This is a genomic window from Paenibacillus sp. F024, from assembly GCF_057814255.1.
This window is the reverse complement of sequence record NZ_JBVASZ010000035.1, coordinates 1-25,536: the sequence shown is the minus strand read 5'-3', so window position 1 is coordinate 25,536 and position 25,536 is coordinate 1. Positions and strand designations below refer to the sequence as shown.

General features: G+C 47.9%; 27 protein-coding genes and 1 riboswitch. Of the genes, 12 read left to right on the top strand and 15 right to left on the bottom strand.

Features of this window, described 5'->3' with window-relative positions; all coding sequences use genetic code 11:
• Nucleotides 1–57: 57 nt before the first annotated feature.
• A riboswitch (cyclic di-GMP riboswitch) is annotated at nt 58–144 on the bottom strand.
• A gap of 238 nt (nt 145–382) precedes the next feature.
• Nucleotides 383–517 (bottom strand): hypothetical protein, encoded by a 135-nt coding sequence (locus ACZYR9_RS23305; RefSeq protein ID WP_488980825.1) that lies wholly within the window; start codon nt 515–517, stop codon nt 383–385.
• A gap of 158 nt (nt 518–675) precedes the next feature.
• On the opposite strand from ACZYR9_RS23305, the gene ACZYR9_RS23300 reads away from it, so the two are divergent.
• Nucleotides 676–1,176 (top strand): hypothetical protein, encoded by a 501-nt coding sequence (locus ACZYR9_RS23300; protein ID WP_488980815.1) that lies wholly within the window; start codon nt 676–678, stop codon nt 1,174–1,176.
• Nucleotides 1,177–1,216: 40 nt separating this feature from the next.
• Here the strand turns inward: ACZYR9_RS23300 and ACZYR9_RS23295 are convergent, their stop codons facing one another.
• From ACZYR9_RS23295 to ACZYR9_RS23285, 3 genes are all read right to left on the bottom strand, one after another.
• A complete protein-coding gene (locus ACZYR9_RS23295; protein WP_488980814.1) occupies nt 1,217–1,705 on the bottom strand; it encodes an EAL domain-containing protein in 489 nt (162 codons plus the stop codon).
• Nucleotides 1,706–1,862: 157 nt separating this feature from the next.
• Nucleotides 1,863–2,246 (bottom strand): DUF423 domain-containing protein, encoded by a 384-nt coding sequence (locus ACZYR9_RS23290; RefSeq protein WP_488980813.1) that lies wholly within the window; start codon nt 2,244–2,246, stop codon nt 1,863–1,865.
• Nucleotides 2,247–2,274: 28 nt separating this feature from the next.
• Entirely contained in the window at nt 2,275–2,583 is a 309-nt protein-coding gene (locus ACZYR9_RS23285; RefSeq protein ID WP_488980812.1) for a hypothetical protein, read from the bottom strand.
• 222 nt (nt 2,584–2,805) lie between these two features.
• Here ACZYR9_RS23285 and ACZYR9_RS23280 point away from each other — a divergent pair, with 222 nt between their 5' ends.
• From ACZYR9_RS23280 to ACZYR9_RS23230, 11 genes are all read left to right on the top strand, one after another.
• On the top strand, nt 2,806–3,021 hold the full coding sequence (locus tag ACZYR9_RS23280; protein ID WP_488980811.1) for a hypothetical protein: 216 nt from the start codon (nt 2,806–2,808) through the stop codon (nt 3,019–3,021).
• A 327-nt stretch (nt 3,022–3,348) separates the two neighbouring features.
• Complete coding sequence (gene nikA / locus ACZYR9_RS23275) at nt 3,349–4,827, top strand: nickel ABC transporter substrate-binding protein (protein WP_488980824.1); 1,479 nt, start codon at nt 3,349–3,351, stop codon at nt 4,825–4,827.
• Nucleotides 4,824–5,762, top strand: a complete 939-nt coding sequence (nikB, locus tag ACZYR9_RS23270) for a nickel ABC transporter permease (RefSeq protein WP_488980810.1) — start codon at nt 4,824–4,826, stop codon at nt 5,760–5,762. The genes nikA and nikB overlap by 4 nt, the downstream gene beginning before the upstream one ends.
• Entirely contained in the window at nt 5,759–6,589 is an 831-nt protein-coding gene (gene nikC, locus ACZYR9_RS23265) for a nickel transporter permease (RefSeq protein WP_488980809.1), read from the top strand. Before nikB ends, nikC begins: the two co-directional genes overlap by 4 nt.
• Nucleotides 6,590–6,600: 11 nt before the next feature.
• Entirely contained in the window at nt 6,601–8,217 is a 1,617-nt protein-coding gene (gene nikE, locus ACZYR9_RS23260) for a nickel ABC transporter ATP-binding protein NikE (RefSeq protein WP_488980808.1), read from the top strand.
• A gap of 132 nt (nt 8,218–8,349) precedes the next feature.
• Nucleotides 8,350–9,060: a futalosine hydrolase gene (locus ACZYR9_RS23255; protein ID WP_488980807.1), complete on the top strand. Its 711-nt coding sequence runs from the start codon at nt 8,350–8,352 to the stop codon at nt 9,058–9,060.
• Entirely contained in the window at nt 9,057–9,896 is an 840-nt protein-coding gene (locus tag ACZYR9_RS23250; protein ID WP_488980806.1) for a 1,4-dihydroxy-6-naphtoate synthase, read from the top strand. Before ACZYR9_RS23255 ends, ACZYR9_RS23250 begins: the two co-directional genes overlap by 4 nt.
• A 299-nt stretch (nt 9,897–10,195) precedes the next feature.
• The gene (locus tag ACZYR9_RS23245) at nt 10,196–10,642 is read left to right on the top strand and encodes a ferritin-like domain-containing protein (protein WP_488980805.1); all 447 of its coding nucleotides are present in this window, start codon (nt 10,196–10,198) and stop codon (nt 10,640–10,642) included.
• A 100-nt stretch (nt 10,643–10,742) separates the two neighbouring features.
• Nucleotides 10,743–11,408 (top strand): 3'-5' exonuclease, encoded by a 666-nt coding sequence (locus ACZYR9_RS23240; RefSeq protein ID WP_488980804.1) that lies wholly within the window; start codon nt 10,743–10,745, stop codon nt 11,406–11,408.
• A 159-nt stretch (nt 11,409–11,567) separates the two neighbouring features.
• Nucleotides 11,568–12,008 (top strand): MarR family winged helix-turn-helix transcriptional regulator, encoded by a 441-nt coding sequence (locus ACZYR9_RS23235; RefSeq protein ID WP_488980803.1) that lies wholly within the window; start codon nt 11,568–11,570, stop codon nt 12,006–12,008.
• A 15-nt stretch (nt 12,009–12,023) separates the two neighbouring features.
• Complete coding sequence (locus ACZYR9_RS23230; protein WP_488980802.1) at nt 12,024–13,400, top strand: MFS transporter; 1,377 nt, start codon at nt 12,024–12,026, stop codon at nt 13,398–13,400.
• Nucleotides 13,401–13,412: 12 nt separating this feature from the next.
• Here the strand turns inward: ACZYR9_RS23230 and ACZYR9_RS23225 are convergent, their stop codons facing one another.
• The 11 genes from ACZYR9_RS23225 to ACZYR9_RS23175 all read right to left on the bottom strand — a co-directional run bounded on the left by ACZYR9_RS23225 (nt 13,413) and on the right by ACZYR9_RS23175 (nt 25,374).
• Entirely contained in the window at nt 13,413–14,363 is a 951-nt protein-coding gene (locus ACZYR9_RS23225; protein WP_488980801.1) for an alpha/beta hydrolase, read from the bottom strand.
• 34 nt (nt 14,364–14,397) lie between these two features.
• Nucleotides 14,398–14,940, bottom strand: coding sequence for a helix-turn-helix domain-containing protein (locus tag ACZYR9_RS23220; protein WP_488980800.1), 543 nt, complete (start codon nt 14,938–14,940; stop codon nt 14,398–14,400).
• Between the two features lie 251 nt (nt 14,941–15,191).
• Nucleotides 15,192–15,470: a sigma factor gene (locus ACZYR9_RS23215; RefSeq protein ID WP_488980799.1), complete on the bottom strand. Its 279-nt coding sequence runs from the start codon at nt 15,468–15,470 to the stop codon at nt 15,192–15,194.
• Nucleotides 15,471–15,541: 71 nt separating this feature from the next.
• On the bottom strand, nt 15,542–15,901 hold the full coding sequence (locus ACZYR9_RS23210) for a response regulator (RefSeq protein ID WP_488980798.1): 360 nt from the start codon (nt 15,899–15,901) through the stop codon (nt 15,542–15,544).
• Between the two features lie 154 nt (nt 15,902–16,055).
• Entirely contained in the window at nt 16,056–18,059 is a 2,004-nt protein-coding gene (locus ACZYR9_RS23205; protein WP_488980797.1) for a chemotaxis protein CheW, read from the bottom strand.
• A 7-nt stretch (nt 18,060–18,066) separates the two neighbouring features.
• Nucleotides 18,067–18,513 (bottom strand): chemotaxis protein CheW, encoded by a 447-nt coding sequence (locus ACZYR9_RS23200; protein ID WP_488980796.1) that lies wholly within the window; start codon nt 18,511–18,513, stop codon nt 18,067–18,069.
• Nucleotides 18,514–18,579: 66 nt separating this feature from the next.
• Entirely contained in the window at nt 18,580–20,178 is a 1,599-nt protein-coding gene (locus ACZYR9_RS23195) for a methyl-accepting chemotaxis protein (protein ID WP_488980795.1), read from the bottom strand.
• A gap of 74 nt (nt 20,179–20,252) precedes the next feature.
• The gene (locus ACZYR9_RS23190; protein WP_488980794.1) at nt 20,253–20,564 is read right to left on the bottom strand and encodes a hypothetical protein; all 312 of its coding nucleotides are present in this window, start codon (nt 20,562–20,564) and stop codon (nt 20,253–20,255) included.
• Nucleotides 20,565–20,938: 374 nt separating this feature from the next.
• The gene (locus tag ACZYR9_RS23185) at nt 20,939–21,592 is read right to left on the bottom strand and encodes a response regulator transcription factor (RefSeq protein ID WP_488980793.1); all 654 of its coding nucleotides are present in this window, start codon (nt 21,590–21,592) and stop codon (nt 20,939–20,941) included.
• Between the two features lie 43 nt (nt 21,593–21,635).
• Complete coding sequence (locus ACZYR9_RS23180) at nt 21,636–23,138, bottom strand: PAS domain-containing sensor histidine kinase (protein WP_488980792.1); 1,503 nt, start codon at nt 23,136–23,138, stop codon at nt 21,636–21,638.
• The gene (locus ACZYR9_RS23175) at nt 23,059–25,374 is read right to left on the bottom strand and encodes a PAS domain S-box protein (protein ID WP_488980791.1); all 2,316 of its coding nucleotides are present in this window, start codon (nt 25,372–25,374) and stop codon (nt 23,059–23,061) included. Before ACZYR9_RS23175 ends, ACZYR9_RS23180 begins: the two co-directional genes overlap by 80 nt.
• Nucleotides 25,375–25,536 lie beyond the last annotated feature (162 nt).

The following is a 25,536-nucleotide window of genomic DNA, read 5'->3' as shown; positions in this document are numbered from 1 at the left end:
TATTAAAAAAATGACTATTTCCTAATGAAATAGCCACCTTGCTAGCGGTTAACTATATTCGGTAACCCGGCGATCATAGCTTATTCAAGCGTTAGACCCGTAGCTTTGCGTCTCCGCCTTTCGACGGATTTGCCTTTATCATGATGTAGGACTTCCTTCCTAATATCTAATATATCAGATGTTGCAAAAAAAATAAATACAATTCAGGTAATCATTGTATGCATTATTTAACATTAAACAAACCAAGATCACAATCCGGGTCACAATAACGGAATACTTTGACGTTTTTCTAATCACAAATCAGAAGGAGTCAGGACATAATAACAGATGGAGAATACTTGTCCCACGGAAACCTAGGCGATGAGCTCGTGACTAATCCAAGCTATGCTAACTTATTTGCTCCGCACATAATATAGCCTTTATCCGTAGTCACAACGAGCAGGGTTGTTTTGGGCAGCTTGACCTCGACCGCCAGAGCGGTGCGGCCTCCCAGATCAACCGGTTCCATTCGCATCATGATAAGCACTCCTCTTATCTACCGTATGCTGTCAGTATATGTATGTCCTGCCCCATGCGTGCCATTCCAAAGCGGTATATCCATTAGGTACCTACTGCTTTAAATAACAAAATAGTGGTATAGTATAAAGTAAGTATTTCGAAAAAGAGGGGTCGCCTATGGAGAGAGACAATCCGTCCAAGCGCAAGTTTTTATTCAACGTCGACATCATGATAGAGGATGAAACCAACGGGCGTGCCTTGGAAACGCTGCTGCATTTGTTGAATACGACACAGGTTGAGGATTATCAAATTAAGCAGGGAATAGAATTGGGCACAAAAATTGAGCTGGCTCTCAACGAATCGAAAATCAAAAATAAGCAGGAACCAGCCAAAACAAACACTTCTCCGGCTGAGAACATGCCAAACGGCAAGGGAAATAAACCTTACCGCCCGGAAAACGACCCGCACAGGCTGATTTGGGAGCAGATGAAGACGTTCCAGCAGAACAATACCCTGGTCCGGCTATCTATCGTCAAAGGCAAGGGCATTAAGCTCAGCTTGCCTTGTCGAATTATTAGCACAGACGCGGCAAGCGAAAGCGTGACGGTCTATCATGTTGACGAGAAGAAAGTATATCTGATAAAAATCAATGAAATTGACGATTATGAAATACATTAAGAGGACATACCGTCGTCCGTTCAGCAGGACGGTAAGATCTCTATGCTTCACCCTGGGGCTTCATGAATCCGAACGCCTTCTCGGCCGAGACCGGAGGCCTGAAGAAATAGCCTTGAACTTCATTGCACTGATAGCTCCGCAAAAAGTGCAGCTGTTCTTCCGTCTCCACCCCTTCGGCGCTGACGCGCAGGTTCAAATGTTTTGTCATCGACATAATGGAGGCTATAATCGCCGCATCGTTCGGATTGGTTACACATTCGCTGACAAAGGAGCGATCGATCTTCAGCCTATGGATCGGCAGCTTTTTCAAATAGCTCAATGAGCTGTACCCCGTTCTGCAATCATCAATACTGATTTTCACTCCGAGTTTCTTCAGTTCATGAAGGAGTGTCGCAGCGTGGTCAATATCCATCGCGCTGCTTTCCGTGATCTCAAGCTCCAAAAAAGAAGGATCCAGTCCGGTTTCGTGAAGCACCTCGCTTACTTTTGCGTATAGATTGTGCTGCATAAACTGCTTGGTGGAAATCATTTTCTACACAAATCCGCTAATTTCCTCCTTCATTCGACATTCATTTTTCAACCTTCATCCATTGCATACGGTCTGGAAACCATTCGCACCATAAACGAAGACTTGAGCACTTAAAAAGAGACCGCCCGGCGCACCGGACGATCTTCCCTGTGTAGCATCATGATTTGGACGGACTTTTCCAAGCCGCAAGCGCCAGCGACAGCCAGCCGAGCATAAAGGCGATTCCCCCGATCGGCGTAATCGCTCCAAGCACCGTAATTCCTGTAATGCTCAGAACATATAGACTCCCTGAGAAAACAAGGATGCCGACAAACATAGACCACCCTGCTCGACGCAAATGTCCGCTGTCGGGCAGAACCGACGCGCATAGCCCAACGGCAATCAGCCCGAGTGAATGCATCATCTGGTATTGCACGCCTGTTTGGTAGTTCGCGAGCATGTTCGGCGACAATGCCCCCTTCAACGCATGCGCACCGAAGGCCCCGAACGCGACGGACAGAAGCGCGCAGATACTTCCGATGGCGACAAACGTTTTGTTCATACTTCAATCCCCCATTCTTCGCGCCTGCTTAATCGATCTCGATCTGACCGACATCATGCTGGCCGATAATCAGAGTGACCGGCTCAAGAAAAACACGGGTAGACGTCGGACTAGAGATCAAATCGATTTCGACATCCAACACCTTGAAGCGCTCGCGTCGGCTTTCTCTTTTATCATGCACCACTTCAAATTCTTTAAGTCCCAGCGGATAGGTTACCACACTTGATCCGACGGACAGCAGCGGCGCCTCATATTCACCATGGTTGAACAATACCTCGGCCATGATCTCGTCATTCATATCTACTATTTTAACCTTTTGACAAAACAAATACTTCATTATCGTCCTCCTCAGGTGAAAGGGTAAACGCCGTATGCCGGCTTATCAATCCGTACCCCGAATACCTTTAGTGATTCAACACCAAGCGCGTACATTCCTCTTTTTTAAACAGGATAAGACACATTTTTTTACTTGATCCGATTTTAAAGCGATCGCCGGTTTTTCGCCAGGGTGACCAAACGAAGCATTCCGTCATAGTATGCAATATCCATGCCTTAGGAGATGAAAACCGTGAGCAAAAATAAAAAAGCCAATAAGAAAACACCTCAGTCCTCCATAGACAAAAATCAATTCAATATGAAGGTCGTAACCTCAAATGTTTGCGCACGCTGCCTCAAATGTGAAAGAGGACGGCGCTACCTGCAAAAAATGTCGCTGCCCGGCGCTGTAGGTAAAGGCGTGCCTTGTATACTAACCAAAGGCAAGGCTTATGTCTGAGCCTCTGCCAGATTTAAGACACTGTGAATTGATCACCTGCTCATGAGAAAACCAACAGCGGCGGCTGTTGGTTTTTTACACATGGTTAAGAACAAATTCCCGGGCATGAACCCTGTACCATGCAAATATAATGTGTCAGACGTATTCATACTATTTTGTCACCCCTTTCTTGCAGGAATAGCCCTATCGAGTCATGAAATTTCGTACGCTAATGGGGTAAGATGAGAAACAACTCATCCCCCCTAACGGGACAGAACTTTCTTTGGAGGTAGGTTTACATTGAATAAATCCCCATTCGCACTTGCGCTCTTATTTCTTTTGCTGGTTATGCTTACCGCTTGCTCGCCCGAGTCTAATTCCGCAAAGGAGCAAGCCACGCAAAAGCAGCTGACCTTTCTCTTTAATTTTTCCAGTAAAACGATCGATCCTCATCTGGACTATACACCGCTTAGAGCCGGGGTTGCCGAAACGCTGGTCAAGCTCGGTGATGATTTGACCATCCGCCCCTGGATCGCTCAAGAGTGGAAAAGCGATGACGGACGGCAGTGGACGTTGACCATCCGGGATGGAATAACCTTTCACAATGGCAAGAAGGTGGATGCCGAAGCGGTAAAGCTTTCTCTCCAACGCGCTATGGAGATCAATCCGGGAATCAAGCAGGTATTGAAAATCGAATCCATGGATGCCAGCGGACAAACGTTACATATCGTCACCGGGAAGGCGTTCCCCCAATTTCCATCCGAGCTTGTGCATCCCAACACGGCGATTATCGATACGGCTGAGCAAGGGACGGACCAAAAGCCGATCGGAACGGGACCGTTTAAAGTGACTTCCTTTACGCCCGGGACTGCTCTTCAGGTGGAACGTTACGATGAATACTGGGACGGCCCGGCTAAACTGGATCGAGCCACATTCGCTTTTAATGAGGATGCGAATGCCCGGTTATCCGCTTTACTGGCGGGAGATGCGGATATCGTCTATCGCCCTCCGGTAGAAAGCATCGGCAAAATCAAGCAGGATCCAAGCCTGCATCTCGATTCGGTAGTCAGCCTGAGGACGCATGAACTGATTTTCAATACAGAACACCCTGATTTTCAAAATGAAAACCTTCGCAAGGCCTTTGATGCGCTCGTCCATCGCGAAGAACTGAAAAACGGGATCATGGGAGGACAGGCGACTGTTGCGCAGGGTCCGTTCCTGCCTGATTTTCCGTTTGTTCCATCCTATTCCGGCAAGCCATCCGGAGCCGACGCTGCAAGAAATTGGTTTGAAAAAGCCGGCTTCCAGGTCGACAACGGCAAGGTAACCAAAGACGGAAAACCGTTGACGTTCAAGCTCGTTACCTATGCCTCCCGCGCCGAATTTCCGCTGCTTGCCCAAGTGCTGCAGTCGCAGGCCAAAGAGCTGGGGATTACGATCAACATCGAGCTGGTTGATAAATATGAGGATTATTTAATGACCAACGACAGCTGGGATTTGGGCACTTATAGTCCGTTAATCGCTCCCCGCGGCGACGCCAGCTATTTTCTGAACGTGTCGTTTGCTCCCGGAGGTACGCTGAATTTCGGCAAAATTAACGATAAGGAATTAAATGAACTCATCAGCCGGCTTGATCAAACGGTAGATACGGTCAAACGAAATGATCTGATCCGGCAGGCGCTGACGAGGATTGACCAAGCAACCTATTATTCATATCTTGTTCATCCGAATACGCTGGCCGTCTATAGAGACAACGTGGAGCATTGGATAACAAGCAAAAGTGAATATTACATGCTGACCAACCAATTAGATGTGAAAGTAAAATGAGATTTGTCCTAAAAAGAGGCCTGGAGCTCGTTCTTTTCATCCTATCGCTTTCTTTTATCAGCTTCTGCTTCATACAGCTTGCTCCCGGGGATGCGGTCCGGCAATTGCTGAGGTTTGACGATGTGGCGGTAACAGCCGAGCAGCTCGAACGGCAGCGGGAAATGATGGGGTTGAACCAGCCTGTCATTATCCAGTACGCGAACTGGCTTTCCCGCTTTGTCCGACTGGATCTTGGCATGTCTTACATGACCAACCGGCCGGTAAGCGAAGAGCTGTTAAGCACATTACCCGCCACCCTGTTGTTGACCGGCACTTCTTTGCTGATATTAATTGCGATTGCGGTTCCGCTGGGCGCGTTGTCTGCTCTATACCGTGACCGGTGGATCGACCGGTTCAGCCGTCTCCTCGCGATTGTCGGTACTTCCGTGCCCAGCTTCTGGCTGGGCCTCCTTCTCATTGAGGGATTGTCGGTACGTGCCCGGCTTTTCCCCTCCATGGGCACGGGCTCCTTGCTGCATCTGATTCTGCCCTCGGTGACGCTGGGATTAACGATGGCCGCCGTCTATGTCCGTCTGATCCGTTCCAGCCTTATCGAAAGCTTGGGGCAGGAATTCATACGGGGAGCCCGGGCCCGGGGCATCGGGAGCAAACGCATATTGGTGTTCTACGCATTCCGTCACTCCCTGGCTCCAGTCATTACGATGTTCGGCGTCAGTTTGGGAAGCCTGCTTGGAGGAACCGTGGTGGTCGAAGTCCTGTTTGCCTATCCCGGGATCGGCAAGCTGGTCGTGGATGCGATTCTGAACAGGGATTATCCTGTAATTCAAGGATATGTTTTATTGATGGGAACCCTCGTGCTGATCATCAATCTGCTGGTAGACTTGACCTGCCGAACTCTCAATCCCGAAATTCGTCTGAAGGGGGAGGGACGATGAGGCGAGCTGTAATGGATACGAAGCTTGGAAGAGGCAAGCTCTCCCGCCGGGGCTTCCTCATATTCTTTTTCTTTGCCGGCCTTTGGATTGCGCCTTTGCTGATTCCTCATGATCCCTACCTGGTTAACATGAGCGCAAGATTGCAATCTCCAAGTGCGGAGCATCTCCTGGGAACGGACGGCTTAGGCAGGGATGTGCTTTCACGCTTGATCCTCGGAGGCCGCAATACCGTGGGGACAAGCCTGGTCATTGTGCTTATGGCGCTTGGCATCGGCGTTCCGGCCGGACTGATCAGCGGGTATGCCGGAGGCTGGATGGACCGTTTGTTTATGCGCATTTCGGATTCTTTCCTGGCTTTCCCCGATTATATGATGGCCATCATCCTAAGCGGCTTGCTGGGGCCGGGCATCATCAATCTGGTCCTTGCCGTAATTTCGGTCAAATGGATTGCTTATGCCCGCGTCATCCGAAACAGCGTCATGTCCGAGAAGCATAAGGATTATATCCCGATAGCCCGATTAAACGGGTTAAGCCGCTTTCGGATCCTCGTAAAACATTTGCTTCCGCATGCATTAAGCCATGTGATTGTTATCGCAACACTGGACATAGGCAAAATTATTCTGATGATTGCATCACTATCGTATATTGGACTTGGCGTTCAGCCTCCGACTCCGGAATGGGGCTCGATGCTGAATGAAAGCCGCGCCTATTTTCATAGCACCCCTTATTTAATGCTCGCTCCGGGTCTGCTGATTATGCTGTTTGTCCTGCTATCCAATATTCTCGGCGACCGGCTCCGTGACCGGCTGGATGTAAGAAAACAATAGGAGTGACAGCTATGTCCGTCTTGAACATCACCGGCTTGAATATATCCGCAGGACAGCAGCCGATCGTCCGCGAACTCGATTTATCGATTCAGCAGGGAGAATGGCTCACGATCATCGGCGAAAGCGGAAGCGGCAAAAGCGTCACCGCCTTGGCGGTCGGCGGCCTGCTCCCGGAGGCGCTTACGGTTGAATCGGGCGATATCCTGTTTTGCGGCAGGTCCCTCCTGAATTTTTCAGAGCGGCAGCTGGGCGCCATCCGCGGGAAAGAAATCGCTTATGTGTTTCAGGATTATACCGGCATGTTTGCCCCTTTCATTCCCCTCGGCAAGCAAATGGACGAAGCCGCCCGTTCCCACCTCCATCTGACGCGAAAAGAGCGTAAAGCTCGAATTTTGCATATTTTGCGAGAAGTGAGCCTGCCCGCGGAACGGGTCTATGAAAGCTACCCCTTCCAATTGAGCGGAGGTCAATTACAGCGCGTATCCATCGCCGCAGCGATGATGCTTCAGCCCAGACTGCTGATCGCAGATGAACCGACCGCCTCGCTGGATCAAGTAACGGGTGAAGAGATCCTCCGGCTCCTTGCGAAGCTTAAGGAACTAACCCGGTGTGCGGTGCTGTGCATTACCCACGATTTGCGGACCGTAAAGCCGTATGCAGACAAAATCGCCGTTATGCACGGAGGGCGCATCGTCGAAGCCGGAGAAACCATGTCACTGCTGCAGCATCCGGGACATGAATATACAAAGCGGCTGCTCGCGGCTGTTCCGGCATTAGAACAAGCTTTCTCCCATCCGTTAACCTCTATCAGCCCGGCTTCTTTCCGTAAAGCTCCACCGGAAGCATCGAAGGAGAACAAACACATTCCTAATTTCAATGAGGATCTGTTGACCGTCAATAGGATGACCAAAACCTATCGTAAGGGCTTCAGAGCACTCCATGAAATCTCCTTTAGCGTCAAACGCGGAGAGTGTCTCGGTCTCGTCGGTGAAAGCGGAAGCGGCAAAAGTACCCTGGCCCGATGTTTACTGCTGATGGAGCGTGCGGATGAAGGCGAGCTGCGGTTTCAGAATGTCATGCTTCATCAACGCGATGATGCGGCTTACAGGACGCTGGGAGGACAGATGCAGGCCGTTTTCCAAAATCCGTCAGCCTCCTTAAATCCGAAGCTGAAAGTGATCGACTCTCTTATGGAGCCGCTTGATCAATGGAAAGGCCGATCTCCGGCATTTCTTGGGAACAGCAGTGAACCGCGCGCCCAAAAGGCCGAACGCTTGCTTGACATGGTCGGACTGCCGGCGGACCTGCTGTACAGATATCCGCATGAATTAAGCGGGGGACAAAAGCAGCGCGTGGCCATTGCCAGATCGATCAGCATAGAGCCGGCCATGATCATCATGGACGAGCCTACGGCCAGCCTGGATGCGTTGATTCAAGCCGAAGTCTTGACTTTATTGAAGGAACTGCAAAAGGAGCTGGGGTTCTCCTGCTTGTTTATTTCTCACGATCCGGCAGCCGTCCGATTCATGTGCAGCCGGGTGCTGGTGCTTAAAGACGGACGATTGGTTGATGAGTATAGTTGGGAAATGGCTCAAACGACGAATGAGCTGATCCAAAGTCCGGGTTAGATCTTCCGACGGCTTGCCGACATTTGTTCAAGTCCGGCTGAAGTACTATAATAATAATGTCTAACATACGACCGGGAGTAAAATCCTTTACGAATGAAGCTTTGGGGTTGACCAAACAAAGGGGATATACCAATGGAAGCAAAAAACATCGAGGATATCCCGTTTTTCTTTTCATCCAACTCGGAGGAGCAAAGAAAACGGGTTCTTGTCATGACGGCAGTCGATGCCGAGAAGGAGGCTGTTTGCCGCGGATTAAAGGGTGACAGCCGATTCGACGTCTTGGCGGCAGGCGTCGGGCCGATTGCCGCCGCTGTCAGCACTGCGGCGGCATTAGCGTCCGCCAAATCCGATTACGGCTTGGTGATCAGCGCCGGCATCGGAGGAGGGTTCCCGGGCCGGGCTCCCATCGGTTCCCTCGTCGTCGCCAAGGAGATGGTCGCCGCGGACCTGGGAGCCGAAGCCCCCGAGGGGTTTGTCAGCCTGGACAAGCTGGGCTTTGGCACCACTCGCGTGCAAGCCCAAGACAGCTTGGTCGAACGGGTGACTGAAGCGCTTCGGAATGCCGGGCTGCCGGTTCAAACAGGTCCGGTCCTTACCGTATCGACGGTAACGGGTACGGCCGCTACCGCTTCGGAACTATCCGGCCGGGTCCCGGGGGCCGCTGCGGAAGGAATGGAAGGCTATGGCGTAGCCGCCGCCGCCGACAAATTCGGACTACCCGTTTTGGAAATCCGCGCGATTTCAAATCCGGTAGGTCCACGGGACCGTGCCGCATGGCGCATCGGAGAGGCCTTGAATGCGTTAGAAGCGGCAAGTACTATCTTAACGGAGGTTCAACTATGAAAATCGCCTTTTCCCCTTGTCCCAACGATACGTTTGTTTTTCACGCCTGGGTGCATGGACTGGTGCCCGGTGCGCCGAAGCTGGACGTGCAGTATGCAGACATCGATATCACCAATAACCTCGCAGCCAGCGGCAGCGGGCCGGAAGTGCTTAAAATCTCCTATGCGGCTTTACCCTGGGTGTTGTCCGAATATGCGCTTTTACCCTGCGGCGGCGCATTGGGCAGAGGCTGCGGACCTCTGGTGCTGACCAAGAGCGGCTTGAGCGGCACGAATGACCCTTCCGCGCTGTCCGGCCGGCGGGTAGCCGTGCCCAGCGAACGGTCGACCGCCTACCTGCTGTTTCGGCTGTGGGCTGCTCAGCAAGTACCGGGAGGCGTGGGCGAGATTGTGGTTATGCCGTTTCACGAAATCATGCCGGCGGTTCGCGACGGCTTGATCGACGCCGGATTGGTGATCCACGAAGCGCGCTTCACCTACCCGTCCTATGGGCTGTCTCTTCTGGTTGACTTAGGAAACTGGTGGGAAGGCGATACCGGCTTTCCCATTCCGCTGGGCGCGATCATAGCCCGCCGTTCACTGAACCTTGATGCCATCGCGCGTTGGACCCGTGCGTCTGTTGAATATGCTTGGGCTCACCCGGAAGCGTCGAGGGAGTACATCCTGAATCATGCTCAAGAAATGGATCCGAAGGTCGCCCAAGCCCACATCGATTTATACGTCAACGATTTTACCGCCGATTTGGGCGAGGACGGGTACGCCGCGGTTACCACTCTGCTCCGTCGTGCGTCCGAAGAAGGACTCATACCGGCAATCGATCTGGCTAAGTTAAGATAGCCGTCGGGCCGACTTGGAAACGGAAGAACCCTTCAGCGCTATGATAAACGATAGCGCTGAAGGGTTCTTTTTATTAATTACGTTCTCTTCGTCAAACGTTCGGATAACCTTTCTTTCTTCTTTCCGGCGATACCTCGGATTACAGTTAACCCAATAATAACGACAAAAGAAAATACGTAAAATCCGTAGACATAAGGATTCGTTAATGTAAAATTCATCAAAGCGTTCCAGGACAAGGTTCAACGCCTATGAAATTGAATATTCTGGATATGAAATGTACCTGAGAGGGGCGAAATGAGATGTATTTTGACCATTACCCATACCGAAGCGAAAGCGATGCCCGTTTCATTCAAGACCTTCATCGAGCGATTAACGGGGAGTACAGTGCCATTATCTGCTACGAGCAGTTAGCCAAACTGGCAGCCGGCGAGGAGGAACGGAAACGGATCCTCGAAATTCGAAAGGATGAAATGAGACACTATCGTGTATTCAGCCAAATCTATGTGTCTCTCACCGGAAGACAGCCTTCCCCCCAACAAACGGAAGCCTGCGCCGCCGATTATGGCCAGGGTTTACAGGCCGCTATAACGGATGAGCAGGAGACCGTAGATTTTTATTTGGACATGTCCGACAAAACGCAAGACCCTTATATCCATGAACAATTCCGCCGCGCGGCTGCCGATGAACAAAATCATGGCGTATGGTTTCTGTACTTTTATACCCAACGGTGCTGTCAGCAAAAATAGTCGAATTTCGTTTTGGTTTCCCCATGGTAAAATCCCCACCGGTTCCGAAAATCTGCTACAATATATATATCATTCATCCATTGAAGGAGCGTTCATTACGATGATATATATCATTTATGATTTGGAGTTTACGGTGGTGCGGAAGCAGCAGCATTTGGCGGAGATTATCGAAATCGGCGCCGTAAAAGCGGCCGAGGTGAACGGCAGCCTGCAGATTGTCGATAAGTTTCAAACATTCGTCAGGCCGTCCAGGAACCCGGTGCTTTCCAAGCATACGACGGAGTTTACCGGGATCCGGCAGGAAGATATGGCGGGGGCCCCCGACTATCGCGAGGCGATAGAGCTGTGGACTCAATGGATCGGGGATGAGGACTACTACTTGTGCGCTTGGGGATCCGACGATAAATATCAATTGATCCGCCACTGCCGTGAAGTGAAGCTGGACCCGGATTGGGTCAAAAACCACAACAATCTGCAGCAGCAATACTCTAAAAAAGCAAGCGGCGAAGTGTATCAGCAGGTCGGCTTGAAACGGGCCTTGGAAATGGAAGGGATAACTTTCGAGGGCAGTCATCATCGGGCGCTGGACGATGCGTATAACACCGCCTTGGTGTTCATCAAGCGTTTTGAAGTGTTCGAGCTTCAAGTAAACGCGCCCGAGGATGATTATACATACTCAAGCGAGGTTGTCTATTCTTCAGGAGAGGAGGAGAACAACTCTCCTTTTCAAGCGCTGGCCAAGCTGCTGCGGCCGGATGCTTCCTAACGCTTAAGCTTTATCCATACAGCTTTCAGCTCAACCGGGACCTTCATGAAGAAGGTCCTTTTCCATTGTCAGCCGTTCCGATAAAAAATACTTGTTCAAACAATATTTTTATTCTATAGTATTTTTTATACCTTAATTAAACAGGATAGGGGGACCAAGATGGATTACCGCAGCTACGTAATGGATCAGTCTCTCGGCTATAAATTGTTTAATGCTTCCCGACTGATCAGTAACCGGTTGAACCGGAATTTTAAAGAAAATCAATTTCCCGTCACGCATGAGCAGTGGCAGATCATGGTCAGACTGTGGGATGAGGACGGCCAGACACAAAGCCGGTTAGCCTGTTCTACGCAAAAAGATGAGCCCAGCATCTCCCGGTTAATCGATAATATGATCAAAAGAAACCTGGTGAAACGACTGCCCCATGCTACGGACAGGCGTACCAATCTGATCTATTTGACTCCTGAAGGCAGAGAAATGCAGAAGGGCCTGATCGGTCAAGCGCAAAAGACGATATCCGAGGCAACAGACGGGATCGATCCGGAGGAGCTGGAGACCTGTATGCGGGTATTGGATAAAATGATCGCCAATCTGAAGTAGAAGGAAGGACTTTTCATGACCAGCGCTACGCCCGTCAGTCAAACGCAGGCCGGAGAAAAACTGCTTCGCGTTATGTTTTTTACCCTGATTCTATCCGTCATGAACGCCACGATGTTTAACGTCGCCCTGCCTTCGATCGCAAAAGAATTTCACCTGTCGCCTTCCCAGGTCAGCTGGATCGTGACGGGATATATCATCGTTTATGCTATCGGTTCGGTCACCTACGGCAAGCTTGCCGATACGTACCGGTTAAAGGATCTGCTCACGTTCGGATTGTTCTTTTTTGCTTTGGGGTCCATCGTCGGCCTGATGGCGACGGAGTTCTGGATGGTCATCACCGGGCGGATTCTGCAATCGATCGGGGCTTCCGTTATTCCGGCAACCGGAATGCTCATTCCCGTACGTTATTTCTCACCCGAAAAGCGGGGGAGAGCGCTTGGGACCACCACAGCAGGTCTTGCGCTGGGAACGGCCATCGGCCCCATTGTCGCCGGCTTTGTGACGAGTCTGGCCAGCTGGCGCTTTCTCTTTTGCATTTCCTTGCTCGTTCTGTTAACCTTGCCGTTTTTCCGCAGATATTTGGACGATACCAAAGGACACGCCGGGAAAACCGATCTCCTTGGGGGAGGATTGATGGCCGGGACAATTGCCTTCCTCCTCCTGGCTGTGACCAACGGAGCGTGGACTCCGATGATGATCGGAGTTCTCATGCTCGTTCTCTTTATTTGGCGAATCCGAAGCGCGGCTCATCCGTTCCTCCAGCCCGCTTTGTTTCGTAACAAACAATATGCCTACGGTATTCTTATCGCTTTTTTGTCTACCGGGCTCAGCTTCGGGATTCCGTTTATCACCCCTCTTATGCTGACGAACTTGAATCATTTGGCGCCGGCCGTCATCGGATTCATCATGTTTCCCGGAGCGCTGACGGCATCCCTGCTTGGAAAAACGGGCGGCAAAATCGCAGATGGAAAAGGAAATTCTCATCTCATTTACACCGCGGTTACCCTGCTGTTCATTTCTTTCAGCTCGTTGTCTCTTGTTGCCGGACTATCGCCGTTTATCGTCATGCTCTTCCTTGTATTCGGCAATGTGGGACAAACGTTCATGCAGATCGCCATGTCCAATCTGGTCTCCCGGACCCTGCCTAAAGAGCAGGCCGGAGTAGGCATGGGACTGATGATGATGATGAACTTCATTTCCGGAGCCACAGCGACAACGCTCATCAGTAAGATGCTCGACTTCGGCACTTCTTCATTGCAATTTAATCCGTTCTTGCTTTATCGCCCTGCTTTAATATACAGCAATATTTTTTCCGTGTTGGCTTTGATGGTGGTCGTCGTTTCCCTTATCTTTTATTTCCGCCTCGGCCGCGGTGTCAAAAAAGCGGTCTGAAGAAAAGCGCTTTTACTCTTTAAATGACTCTAACCATTGCGCCATGATATCTATCAATTCTTGATCGAGGGGAATTCCGGTCATCCGCTTGTACGTTTTCAACAGCGTAAGCATGGAGAGCTCCTCGGTCGTTTTTTTCAAAATATGAGTCATATCGGGAACAATATGCCATTCCGAAGGTCCTTGGACCGTATCAGCAATAACCCGCGCATGATCAGGCTCCACTTGGAGATCCTTTGATCCGGTAATGGCCAGCACCGGACAGCGGACCTGCTGCAAATCGTCGAGCACATTATGGGCAAAATGCTCCCTGAACCATTTTGCATTAAGCTTTTTGCCTTGTATGCGGACCGTATCTCCCGTCGACCCGAGAATTTTGGCGAATGTTTTGTCTGTTTGCCTGCGGGCGATCTGAGGAATTCTGAATAATCGGATAAGCTTGCCTTTGAAGCCCTTCATCGCTTCCAGCTCCCGGAGCGCCATTTCCCCTTGCTTCATAAACCCCGATTTGCCCGCTTCGGCCATTCCCGACAGCAGTATCATTCCTTTATACGGATGCTTGACGTACAGAGCCGGTGCAATGATGGCCCCTTCGCTGTGACCCAATACCAATACACGCTCCGGGTCAACCTCCTCACGCGATTCCAGATACGTCAAGCAGGCTTCGGCATCCTCTACAAGATCGCGGAAACCCATCTCCAGAAAGGATCCGCCGCTGGCGTGCGTTCCTCTTTTGTCATAACGGAGCGTAATGAATCCAAGACGGGAGATGCGCTCGGCCAGATCCTTGTAAATATTCATGCGCAGCCCCTTCATATTGCCGTCCCGGTCACTTGTTCCGGTACCCGGGATGATGAGCACGGCGGGCTTTTTTCCTTCCGACGGCATCGGAAGGGTTAAGGTTCCTGCCAAGTCAAATCTCCCTTTGATCGTTACCATTTCATTGCTTAGCTGCTCCGTCATTGTCATTCCCTCTTTCCGGATGGTATTTCACCGTTCATTTTTCTGGATCGGTTTCCGGCACAATCATGGTGGTCACGATTCGGCAGCGGCGGCCCGGCGACGGCTCGTTGTAAGCAACCTTCTCAAATGCCCTGCGGATGTCCTGCGTCCATTCCTGAAACTCCCGATCGTTCATATACAATCTGGCTTGACGGTATCCGACCCCGTCTTTATGCATATCTGCGGAAGCTCGAGAAAAATACCGTTCAAAATCCCCCACAACCGCCGCCATAAAAGAAATCAAGTGACGCATATGGTCGTCCTTTGCCGCACTCTCTGTTTCCTCCTTCGGAAGAGTCGGTCCTTGCTCTCCGAGCACATACAGCTTTTCCACGGCTCCTCTGACCTGCTTTTGATCCGCCACCGTCACCAAACCGGCCGAGGTCAATTTGTTCAGATGGCGATACAGCGTAGCTTGCGGCACCTCGGGAAGCCTTTCCAGCATCTGCTGCACCGTAAGACGCCCGCCTCCCGCCAGCGCTTGTATGATTTTCAGCCTCACGGGATGAAGCATGATATCGGACTTCGATTCCTTCATATCCATCAGCACCTTATATTATCATTATCAATAATGATAATATAAGGGATATTGCTCATCGTGTCAATCGATTATCCGGCCCATACGGAGCGATCTGCAGGAACAGGCTGTAACAGGCACAAAAAATCCGCTTGAGCGGACTCAAGCGGACTTGGAGGTCGCGTTAGCGTATGCTTTTATTAAACCTTTCCCATGACTACTTTGGCCATCCTTACGTTGATCAAGCATGATTGCACAGGACCGTCTTTGATTCAGAATTTGCTGCTTCTTCCTAAAGCTGATTTCACAGCATTGATCATGTGGTGCTTGATATGCATTTTGGCAAATCTCGAAAAAGCCATCCCTTTCGAAGCGTTATACTTTTTACAGGAGACAAATAAGCCGATGCATCCGGCTTGGTGAAGATCCCCCCGCGTTAAACCGGGTGCATAATATTTTTTGCTGTAAAGGCGTATCAGAGGCAGATAACGACTTAGCAGTGAGTTAAACGCAGTTTGTTCACTTTGATTTATAAAGGTGACTAGATCCATATGTCCTGCATCTTTATCATTTCATAGATATCCTGAATTCGAATGGCATAATGCTCATTTTATATGTTTGGTTAAGTTGCAGCCTTCTTCACTGCTTCGAGTACCCTTTCCGATTGAAAAGGCTTTACTATAAAATCTGTGGCGCCCGCCTGTATGGCTTGAACCACCATCAGCTGTTGTCCCATGGCGGAGCACATGATCACCTTTGCCTTTGGATCCTCTTTTTTGATGTGCTTTAAAGCCTCAATCCCCTCCATTTCCGGCATAGTGATATCCATCGTAACCAAGTCCGGTTTTAATTTTCTGTATTGCTCGATAGCTTCAAGACCATTCCCCGCCTCGCCAACCACTTGGTGCCCGCCCTTAGTAAGGATATCCTTTAACATGATTCTCATAAATGCAGCGTCATCAACTACCAATATATTCGCCATTTTCTTTGCCCCTCTTTATTTTCATCATATCTGCTATACATGGTAATGCAGGACGTTTTTTAATTTTTCTTTCGCCCTTTTTAATGCATTATCAATGGATTTGTTGTCTACCCCGGATAGTTTGTTGTCATGTTCCTCCGCCATTCGTTTCAAGTTACTTTCCGCTTAATTTATTAATGATGCCCGATACCTCTACAATGAGAGCCACTTTTCCATCGCCCAATATGGTAGAGCCGGCTATACCGTCTACCTTTCCTATATAGGAGCCCAATGACTTGATCACAATCTCCTGATTTCCGATTAATTCATCTACAGCTAAGGCCAGCCGTTTTTCCGCCGAGCCCACAATGACTAAAGGAATATGTTTTTTGCCCAAGCTCTCCTTGGGGATGTGGAAGTGATCATGCATCCAAGCCAGCGGAATCACCTGATTTCGCAGCAAAATAACCGACTGTCCACGAACGGTGTGGATGTCATCGGATGTGACTCTCACGATTTCGGCAATGTTGCTCATAGGGATAATAAACGTTTGATCATGCAGTTTTACGAGCAGCCCGATGATGATGGCTAACGTTAACGGAAGCTTGATTTTAAAGCATGTCCCTTCTCCCAATCTCGTTTCAATATCGATTAAACCATTCAGCTTTTCAATATGGCTTCTGACGATATCCATGCCTACACCGCGCCCGGATATATCACTGACGGCTTGAGCTGTTGAAAATCCGGGACGGAAAATCAGTTCGATGGCTTCTTTGTCGCTTAACTGTTCTGCATCCTCCCGGGTAATGATACCTTTCTCAAGGGCAGATCGTTTCATTTTTACGGGGTCGATACCTGCACCGTCTTCTTCCACATAGACGACCACCTGATTATCCTCATGCGCTGCTCTGATATGAAGGGTTCCTTTGCGGTTTTTACCCAGCTGCTCCCTTTTCTCGGGCGTTTCGATTCCGTGATCAACCGCATTCCGGATAAGATGAATCAGCGGATCGGCGATCTCTTCTATCAAGGTCCGATCCAGTTCCGTATCTTTTCCCTCAACGACAAGCTCGATCTCCTTGCCCAAATCCCGGGACAGATCCCGTATCATGCGGGGAAAGCGATTAAACAATTGGTCGATCGGGAGCATTCTTGCTTTCATAACACTTTCTTGAAGATCGCTAATAACACGAGAAAGATGGTCAGAGATTTGGCCCAATTCATTGACGGACTCATCAGAAACACGCCTTCTTTGCGTCCGCTCCACTTGATGGATCCGAGTCTGGTCGATGACCAGTTCTCCCACCAGATTCATGAGATGCTCCAGACGTTCTACGCTTACCCGAATGGTTTGGGATTTGGCTTTGCCTGTTTGCGTATGATCTTCATGGATTGTTTTTTCAGAAGCTGCGGAAAGAGTGTTACCCAACACGGTCTCTTCTTTTTCCAAGGGTTCTACCTTTACATGCACTACATCGGTCAAATCGGAAACAAGAGCCTGCAGCTCCGAAGGGCTTTGTTTTCCTGCATAGAGGAAGGTGATAACCAAAGGCCCGTCCATTTGCTCGATGATCCCTTCCCATTCCGGGGTTGCCAGCAGAATATCCCCATGCTCACACAAGTAGGAGTTAATCACATAAGCTCTTGCCCCTTTGATGACACACTCCGAGGAAACCTGCACACAGATCCAAGTGACCTGAAGCCCCTGGTCCTGTGCTTCCTGCACCTTTAACCGCGTATCCAGGTTCAGTACAGGTTTTGATAAAGATCTCATGGCAGGTTCAGCGGGTGCTGCTGCTCGTGAGGTGTCAACAAATTCTTGAAGCTTATATATACAATCGGAGATATCCGTTGCATGGTTATCATTACGTACAATATCGTTTTTTAACTGTTTGAGACAGTCAAGGGACATAAAAAGAAGATCAATCAACGGGCTTGTTACCCCTAATTTCTTACTTCTCACTTGGTCCAAAAGATGCTCCATCTGGTGGGTTAGCTGCTTCATATCCTCACACCCCATGGCCGCAGAAGAACCCTTTAAAGTGTGAGCAGCACGAAACAACCGTTGGACGCCCTGTTCGGAAGCCCCTTCTTGCTCAAGCTTTAGGATTTCATCATCCATAAGCTGCAGCTGTTCCTCCAGCTCTTCCAGAAAAACCTCTCTGTACTCGGCAAACATGATGGTCTCACTCCTGTTCATGAAGTAACACTTCATCCAGCTTTAAAATGCCGACCAACCCGTTATCCGTTAATCCGATCCCTGTAAAATAGCTTCCGGCCATACTGCCCACGCGAGCAGGAGGAGGTTGAATATCCGAAAAGGTAGTGACTTTATTTACGCGATCCACAATAATCCCAACCGTATCCTCCTGATGATGAACCACGATTACCCGGGTTGTTTTTGAGAATCCCTTATCATCAAGATGGAACAAATGGCGAAGGCTAATGACGGGTACGATCTTTCCCCTAAGATGGATAACCCCTTTAACATAGGGCATCACATTAGGAATTGAAGTGATTTCCTGCATCTTAATAATTTCATGGATATCCTGAATTCGAATGGCGTATCGTTCACCTTCGATGCCAAACTCAACATATTGCTCCTGCTCGGTGACTTGCATCAAACCACCCATCCCATTTCTCATAAAATGAACAACCGGTTATCATCACTGTTAGCTGATGTTACCGGTAGTCTGAAGCTATTTAATTCTAAAAATCGACACGGCATGATTCAATTCCTCTGCAAGCCCCGCAAGGGATTGTGCTGTCGTTGCGGTTTCCTCGGAAGCTGTCGCCGCTTCTTCCGTAGAGGCGGAGATACTTTCGATCGATGTTAAGACCTCGGAGGATTGGGCGGCCTGTTGTTCGCTGGCGGCGGCAATTTCCGTTACCCTGTTGGCGGACTCATTGACCATCGTAATAATTTGCTCAAAGGCTTCCCCGGTTTTTTGTGACAAAACGACGCCTTCACCCACCGCCTTCACGCTTTGCTGGGTGTTCTCTTGCATTCCTTTAATAATGGTTGTGATTTGCTTGGTTGCTTCACTGCTGCGTTCAGCTAATTTCCGTACTTCATCCGCAACTACCGCAAAACCCCGGCCTTGGTCTCCTGCACGGGCCGCTTCAATCGCTGCATTTAAAGCAAGAAGGTTGGTCTGTTCGGCAATATCGTCGATGACCTCAATAATTTCTCCGATTTTGTTCGAATCATCTTCGAGCTTGGACATTTGTCGGTTGACCCGATTCATCCCCTCGATCGATGAACGGACCACTTTACCGCCTTCTTGGGCAATCCCTGTGGTTTGGTTAGACAATTCCGAAGCTTGGTCCGCACTCTGGGCCACCGAGTTAATGGCAGCAGACAATTCTTTGAATAGTTCATTCATCGTTTGAGCGTCATTGGCCTGACTGTTACTCCCACTGGCAATCTCCTCCGTGCTCGCAGAGATTTGCTGAGCCGCTGCAGCGACGCTCTCTGCCGAGGCCAAGATTCCGCCGATCGTCGTTCTCAAACGCTGAACCATGTCATTAATGGAACCCGCTAACTGTCCGATCTCGTCTTTCGTGTTGATATCGGTTGTTTCTCTTAAATCACCGCCCGCTACCTGTTCGACTAGCTTCACCATACGGTTCAGAGGGCGAGCAATAATTTGTGAGTTAAGGTATCCTAATCCGATACTGATCATCAGCGCGGCAATGATCACTGCAATAGTAATAGCTTTAGAAGTCGTATATACGATATCTCCGTCCGTATTCGCCTTTTCTGCTAGCTTAATATTGATGGAGACTAAATTTTCCAGAATACCCTGCAGTTTGTCCCCAGACTCCTTAAACCCGCCATTGAGCAGAAATTGTGTAAATTCTTCAGCGCTTATATTCGTGGTATTCAATTGAATCGCCTTAGTTAACAATTCATTGTACGCCTGCCATGCGGGGTTGAATTGCTTCAGCGCTTCCTCTTCTTCTTTCGTCATATTTGTACTGCTGTACTTAGCCATGATCGCTTCAATTTCTTTAACAAGCCCGTTTATATTTTCCTTGTATTTCTGTTTCTGTTCGGGTGTTTTCGCAATGGTGTTCATATCTCGAATAGCTACTCTTATTTGTTGATACGAAACTTCTACAGTGGTAAGATCATTTATCGGAATTAAACGATCATTGTACATGGTCGACACATTCTCATTGATTTTACCCATATTATTTAATCCGAAGAACCCGACAAAAGCCAAAATGACGGCCATCAATACAAATGCAGAAATTAATTTCACAGATGTTTTCAAATCATAAAACCATTTCACCAGCTATATACCTCATTTCAATTTTTCATGGTGTGGATGATTTTTACCCGGATCTTTCATTTCGTTCGAAGATATTAAGTATAAAACCCTGCCTCTGCTTCCAATTTTTCCAGCATTTCCTCAATTTCTTCCGTCGTTAATATGCTTTCGTAATCACGGGAGAGATTCTCGCTATCTTTATCCAAAGCTTCGGTCCCGTTTTGAAAAGAGGAAATATAGTTTTGGATCATGGATAGGGCATTCGCAAATTCGCTAAGCTCCTCTTTGCTCATCACAGTTAATCTCGTGACGAGCCCACTTGCTGTATCCCCTAGCCATAGCTCAAGTTCAGAAGCGATGGCCTTCATTTTCGTGTTATTTACAGAATCAGTTATGGATTTCAACATCCGATGTCCCCCTCAATCCTATTCCGCCCGTAAGCCTCACCCGTAATACCAAACGTGCACCCCTTTCACTTTGTAACCCATTGTCAAAACAATGACAAAAACACTCAATAATTAGGGTATAGCCATCCTAATCATTAGTTCTTTAGATCCATCTTTAATGATAATCAAAACGGAGTTTCGGGTAACCGAAAATGATTTGCGGGCTACCGCAAAAAAAATGCGGTATTTTGTCGAATGCAATCAAAGTACAATGACTCGTACACCAGGGTAGTGTGCGAGCCCACGTTAAGTCGACGGAACTAAATCAAAAATACGGGCCTTGGGCACCGTTTGCAGCAGGACACATGAAACCTTCTCTATTTCTTGTAGATTTCTTATTGAAAATCAGAGTCCGACAACAGTCCCATTTGCTTTGCCTTCATCGCTGCTTCTATCCTGGACTTTACATTTAATTTTTGAAAAAGATTCGTTAGAGCATACTCTAATGAGCGTTGGCTCGTGATCAGCTTCTCGGCAATTTCTTTATTGCTTTTCCCCTTCGCTATTTCTTTCAATATTTCATATTCTTTGCTGCTAATCGCATTCGATTCAATATCGTTTTCCATTTCAGACATTTGTATGGTTGTTTTTCTAAGCTGTTTGACTAAGGAAATCGGCAGGATGACTTCTCCGCGTAAGGCGCATCTTACAGCCGTTACGAGCTGTTCCTTGTTTGCGGTCTTTAACACAAAGCCCGAAATGCCCGCTTCGATCATCAGGTTAAAATGGTTTTTAAATTCAAAGCCGGTATAGATCAGAATGGTAACTCCGGGAGTAATGCTTAATACTTTCTTTGCGAGATCAATCCCATTGATATCCGGCATATGTAAATCCAATAGCATAACATCATATTGTTGGGTTTTCAGCATCTCCAATGCTTTCTCACCGGAATCCGCCAAAATAACTTTCATATCTCCCTCTTGTTCAAGTAACATCCTTGTGCCTTCCATGACGGATGGATGGTCATCAACCAATAAGATTTGAATCATTTTCTATACCACCTCGAATGGGTTTTTATTTTCCGTTGCCGTCTTAAAGAGCCGGGATTGAAATAAAAATAGCCAATCCCTCATTGGGGGATGAATGAAATACGATTTTCCCCTCCATACTTCGGACGCGTTCCTTCATTCCATACACGCCCATACTGTTAAATGAATCTTCCAACCCGGTTAAATCCATTCCGATTCCGTCATCTTCGTAGTTTAATTCAACCCGGTCAGGGAAACTAGATAATGTAACCCGAACCCTCGATGCGTTGGAATGTTTGGTTGCATTAGCCATAAGCTCTTGTACAATGCGATATATCCCAATTAATAGGTGGTCATTTAAGTTGTGATGGAAAGCCGCGGCATCGAACTGAATACAATAATTTGTACGCAATTGAGTAAATTCAAATAATGCTTCAAGAGAGGACACAAGTCCTTCTTCTTTTAACAAAGGCGGTCTCAATTCATTGCACGTGATCCTGATTTGATAAATGACATCTAATAATCCCTGTGCCATTTGCTCCAGCTGTTCTCTAATTTCTTGGGGAACAGAACGATCCGTTGACAATTGGTCAAGCTTGCGATACCAGATAATCTGCTCTTGAAGTGCAGCGTCATGCAAATCCTGCGACAAGCGTTTTCTCTCGTTTTCAGATAAATTGAACACCAGCCGAAGAAGCCATGAAGGCGCTGCATGTTGGGCAACACTCTGCTCAAGCTCCTTGGTTAAATCTTCTATTAGCCGAAAGCTGTCATATAGAACATTGACATAACGGGTAATGGTCTTCAGCCATACTCTTTTGGGCTTGATCCTTAAGGCCGGGGCTTTCTCGCCAACACAAAGGATGTAGCATTTCCCTCTAATTTCACCTATCTTTAAGAAATAACCTTCCGACGCTTCCATGATTTCGCATACAGGATACGGCCTTTGATCAGAGTTTAATATTTCCTTCAAAAATGTGTCCGGAATGTCATGATTACCGCTTTTCATGTTCACATGATTATTGCGGTCTATTTCGATTAAACTGACATGTGCACTATTTAGAACAACTTGAACTTCTTTGACAAGACGCCGTTCCATTTCAGACACCTTCATAACCCCAAAGAGACCGAGTGAAAACTCATCTAAACTATTCTGTAAGCGGATATATCGATCCTCACTTTGGCGAATAAGCTGTTCCGCTTGCTTCCTTGCCGTGATATCCTCATACACCAGCTGTGCAGATAAGGACTTTGGATCATAAATAGCGGTTACCATGACATCGATTATTTCACCGTCAAGGCGAATAACTCTGTGCTCTGCAGGTGAGGAATACCAATTGAGAAAAGTATTTTCCATTCGCTTTCTCGCAAATTCCTTATCGTCCGGGTGAACCCAATCCAAAGGATTTGTTCCAACAATATCCTCAGGACGACTTGCCCCCGCTACCTTCATCCCTGCAGGATTGACATAAACAAATTGACCGTCTTTATAAACGGAGATAGCAACCGGAGAGAGCTCCACCAATCGGCGATAACGTTCTTCGCTCTCTTGAAGAGCCCTTTCCATTTTTTTTTCGTTCGGTGATATCGCTAAATACGGTTAGGGTCGTCTGGGTTGCGTCATCGTAAATTCCAATGAGCTCCACTTCAATCATTTGCCCATCCAGACGGATCATTTTATATTCCATGGATTCCAGATATTTATTCTTGGTCAAGCTCTGGGCTCTTTTTCTCGCCATCTTCATATAATCCGGATGAATAATACTGAATACGGATTTCCCTATGATTTCATTGGCATCCTTCGCTCCTATGAGTTCGATGCCCGCAGGATTAATATAGACAAACTTCCCGTCACAATGAGAGGCCATGGGCTGTGGAGAGTGCTCAATCAAAGTGCGGTAGCGTTCCTCGCTTTCTGTAAGCTCCTTTTCCATTTGTACTTTATCTGTAATATCCCTCGATACCACAATAATGCTTTCTACTTCTCCGTCTTGGCTAAGCACCGGCGTTCCTAAGCAATCCACTTCTACCGTACGTCCCTCTGAATGGATAAACCGACAGCGAACCGGTTTGGTGGTTTTCGTAAGCAGCATTTCCAAGAATTGATTTTGTGCTTCGGCCAAATCATCGGGATGTAAGCGATCAAATAATGAAGTCCCCACCATCCACTCATGATCAAATCCCAATACCTTTTGGTAAGAGGGGGAAGCATACCAAAACGTGCCCTTGATATCCAGTAGTCCCAGCAAATCCGTCATATTTCCGGCAATGAGCCGGAATTGGGATTCGCTTTCGGCCAGTGCTTTTTCGGTCAATTTCTTTTCTGTAATGTCGCGGGAGACAATAACAATATTCTCCACCTTACCGTTATGATCCACAACAGGTGTACCATATTCTTCAAGATAAATATGCTCACCATCGGCACGGGTAACGCGAAATTGCGCGTTTTTCGGTTGCTTCGACTCCACCATTTCATTAAATAGAAGACCAACAGCTTCCAAATCGTCAGGATGAACCATCCGAAGAAAAATCTGTTCTTCCATATATTGTTCAGGCGGGTATCCAATAAGCTTTTTGTGTGAAGGCGAGGCATAAATGCACATCCCGTTCGCGTCTAAAATACGCACCATATCCGTCATGTTTTCAGCAATGAATTTGTACTGGGCTTCGCTCTCCGCCAGTGCTTTCTCCGTTTCTTTTTTCTGGGTAATATCCCTGCCTATGACGAAAATCCCAACAACGTCATGATTTACATAAATAGGTACATTTTTAATATCCCAATGAACCTTTTTTCCATTTTGGTGGTTCGATACGATCTCGTAATTTAGTGCCTGTCCCTGCTTAGCCATCTCAAAATATACAGCCGCACGTTGTGAACCAACGGAACCAAGAATGTCAACCCAAGAAGAATTCTTATTACCGAACAATGATTTCCCTGCAACCTGATTGAAAGCAAGTATATTTCCACTTAAATCCAATTCACAAATGACATCGGAATTGTATTCAAACAGAGATTTATACCGCTGCTCATTTCTATGCAAAGCTTCTTCCATCATTTTTCTTGAAGTGATATCAATAACAACGCCATCAAGCCGGGTCATATATCCGGAGCCGTCCATGGTCGGTATAATCCGGTTTTGAATCCATCTCACTTCACCATTTGCATGTATAATCCGATATTCGCTGGCATCGGAAATGCCTTGGCGTACTTTCACTGATAATTGTTCAAATATGAAAATATCATCATGATGAATGATATCCTTCCAATTTTCTCGGGTCATGATTTTATTTAATGGGTATCCCGTAATCTCTTCCAAAGCTTCCGAAACGTATTCTATTCTCTGGGATACTTCACTGTAAGACCAAATGGCTACATCAACCGTGTTCAAAATACGTTGAAACAGGTGACGAGTTTTTTCTAATTCTTCTTGGGCTGCTTTTTTTTCGGTGATGTCGAGAAGAACCCCATTTATTCTGACAGCATGATTCTCCTTATGGTATACGGATGTGCCAGCACTTTGAACCCATCTTATTTCTCCGGTTCGGAATCTGATCCGATGCTCTAACGTACTTGATAGGCCGGAATAGAGTTTGGCCATATGCAAGCTTACCATCTCAAGATCCTCTTCATAAATGGTTTCTTCCCAAATGCTCGGATTGCGAAAAAGCTCCTCCCGTGAAAACCCGAGCATCTTCTCAAAACCGGCGGATACGGTTATAAAACTTGTTTCTTTATCAAAAGTCCAGATGGCCGCATCGATATTATCGAAAATATCTTGGTACCCTTGTTCACTCCGGGTCAACTCTCTATTCATCTGATTTATGAAATCAAAAAAGATAGGCTCTTCGCGCTACTGGGTGGGTGGATGGCTATTAACGAGAGTCATAACCCTTCCGCTTGCTTGGAGAATCTCATAGGCAAAAGAAGCCGTCAAGAAGAGCGCTTGACCGCTCCTTTTGCCTAT

Coding starts and splice junctions, on each gene's coding strand:
- nikA (WP_488980824.1), top strand. CDS start 3,349: ATGCTTACCGCTTGCTCGCCCGAGTCTAATTCCGCAAAGGAGCAAGCC.
- ACZYR9_RS23245 (WP_488980805.1), top strand. CDS start 10,196: ATGTATTTTGACCATTACCCATACCGAAGCGAAAGCGATGCCCGTTTC.
- ACZYR9_RS23300 (WP_488980815.1), top strand. CDS start 676: ATGGAGAGAGACAATCCGTCCAAGCGCAAGTTTTTATTCAACGTCGAC.
- ACZYR9_RS23305 (WP_488980825.1), bottom strand. CDS start 517: ATGATGCGAATGGAACCGGTTGATCTGGGAGGCCGCACCGCTCTGGCG.
- ACZYR9_RS23215 (WP_488980799.1), bottom strand. CDS start 15,470: ATGGATCTAGTCACCTTTATAAATCAAAGTGAACAAACTGCGTTTAAC.
- ACZYR9_RS23295 (WP_488980814.1), bottom strand. CDS start 1,705: ATGATTTCCACCAAGCAGTTTATGCAGCACAATCTATACGCAAAAGTA.
- ACZYR9_RS23200 (WP_488980796.1), bottom strand. CDS start 18,513: ATGGGTGGTTTGATGCAAGTCACCGAGCAGGAGCAATATGTTGAGTTT.
- ACZYR9_RS23235 (WP_488980803.1), top strand. CDS start 11,568: ATGGATTACCGCAGCTACGTAATGGATCAGTCTCTCGGCTATAAATTG.
- ACZYR9_RS23280 (WP_488980811.1), top strand. CDS start 2,806: ATGAAAACCGTGAGCAAAAATAAAAAAGCCAATAAGAAAACACCTCAG.
- ACZYR9_RS23220 (WP_488980800.1), bottom strand. CDS start 14,940: ATGAAGGAATCGAAGTCCGATATCATGCTTCATCCCGTGAGGCTGAAA.
- nikE (WP_488980808.1), top strand. CDS start 6,601: ATGTCCGTCTTGAACATCACCGGCTTGAATATATCCGCAGGACAGCAG.
- nikB (WP_488980810.1), top strand. CDS start 4,824: ATGAGATTTGTCCTAAAAAGAGGCCTGGAGCTCGTTCTTTTCATCCTA.
- nikC (WP_488980809.1), top strand. CDS start 5,759: ATGAGGCGAGCTGTAATGGATACGAAGCTTGGAAGAGGCAAGCTCTCC.
- ACZYR9_RS23190 (WP_488980794.1), bottom strand. CDS start 20,564: ATGTTGAAATCCATAACTGATTCTGTAAATAACACGAAAATGAAGGCC.
- ACZYR9_RS23285 (WP_488980812.1), bottom strand. CDS start 2,583: ATGAAGTATTTGTTTTGTCAAAAGGTTAAAATAGTAGATATGAATGAC.
- ACZYR9_RS23290 (WP_488980813.1), bottom strand. CDS start 2,246: ATGAACAAAACGTTTGTCGCCATCGGAAGTATCTGCGCGCTTCTGTCC.
- ACZYR9_RS23205 (WP_488980797.1), bottom strand. CDS start 18,059: ATGTTTGCCGAGTACAGAGAGGTTTTTCTGGAAGAGCTGGAGGAACAG.
- ACZYR9_RS23225 (WP_488980801.1), bottom strand. CDS start 14,363: ATGACGGAGCAGCTAAGCAATGAAATGGTAACGATCAAAGGGAGATTT.
- ACZYR9_RS23230 (WP_488980802.1), top strand. CDS start 12,024: ATGACCAGCGCTACGCCCGTCAGTCAAACGCAGGCCGGAGAAAAACTG.
- ACZYR9_RS23180 (WP_488980792.1), bottom strand. CDS start 23,138: ATGGAAAGGGCTCTTCAAGAGAGCGAAGAACGTTATCGCCGATTGGTG.
- ACZYR9_RS23210 (WP_488980798.1), bottom strand. CDS start 15,901: ATGGCGAATATATTGGTAGTTGATGACGCTGCATTTATGAGAATCATG.
- ACZYR9_RS23255 (WP_488980807.1), top strand. CDS start 8,350: ATGGAAGCAAAAAACATCGAGGATATCCCGTTTTTCTTTTCATCCAAC.
- ACZYR9_RS23185 (WP_488980793.1), bottom strand. CDS start 21,592: ATGATTCAAATCTTATTGGTTGATGACCATCCATCCGTCATGGAAGGC.
- ACZYR9_RS23240 (WP_488980804.1), top strand. CDS start 10,743: ATGATATATATCATTTATGATTTGGAGTTTACGGTGGTGCGGAAGCAG.
- ACZYR9_RS23250 (WP_488980806.1), top strand. CDS start 9,057: ATGAAAATCGCCTTTTCCCCTTGTCCCAACGATACGTTTGTTTTTCAC.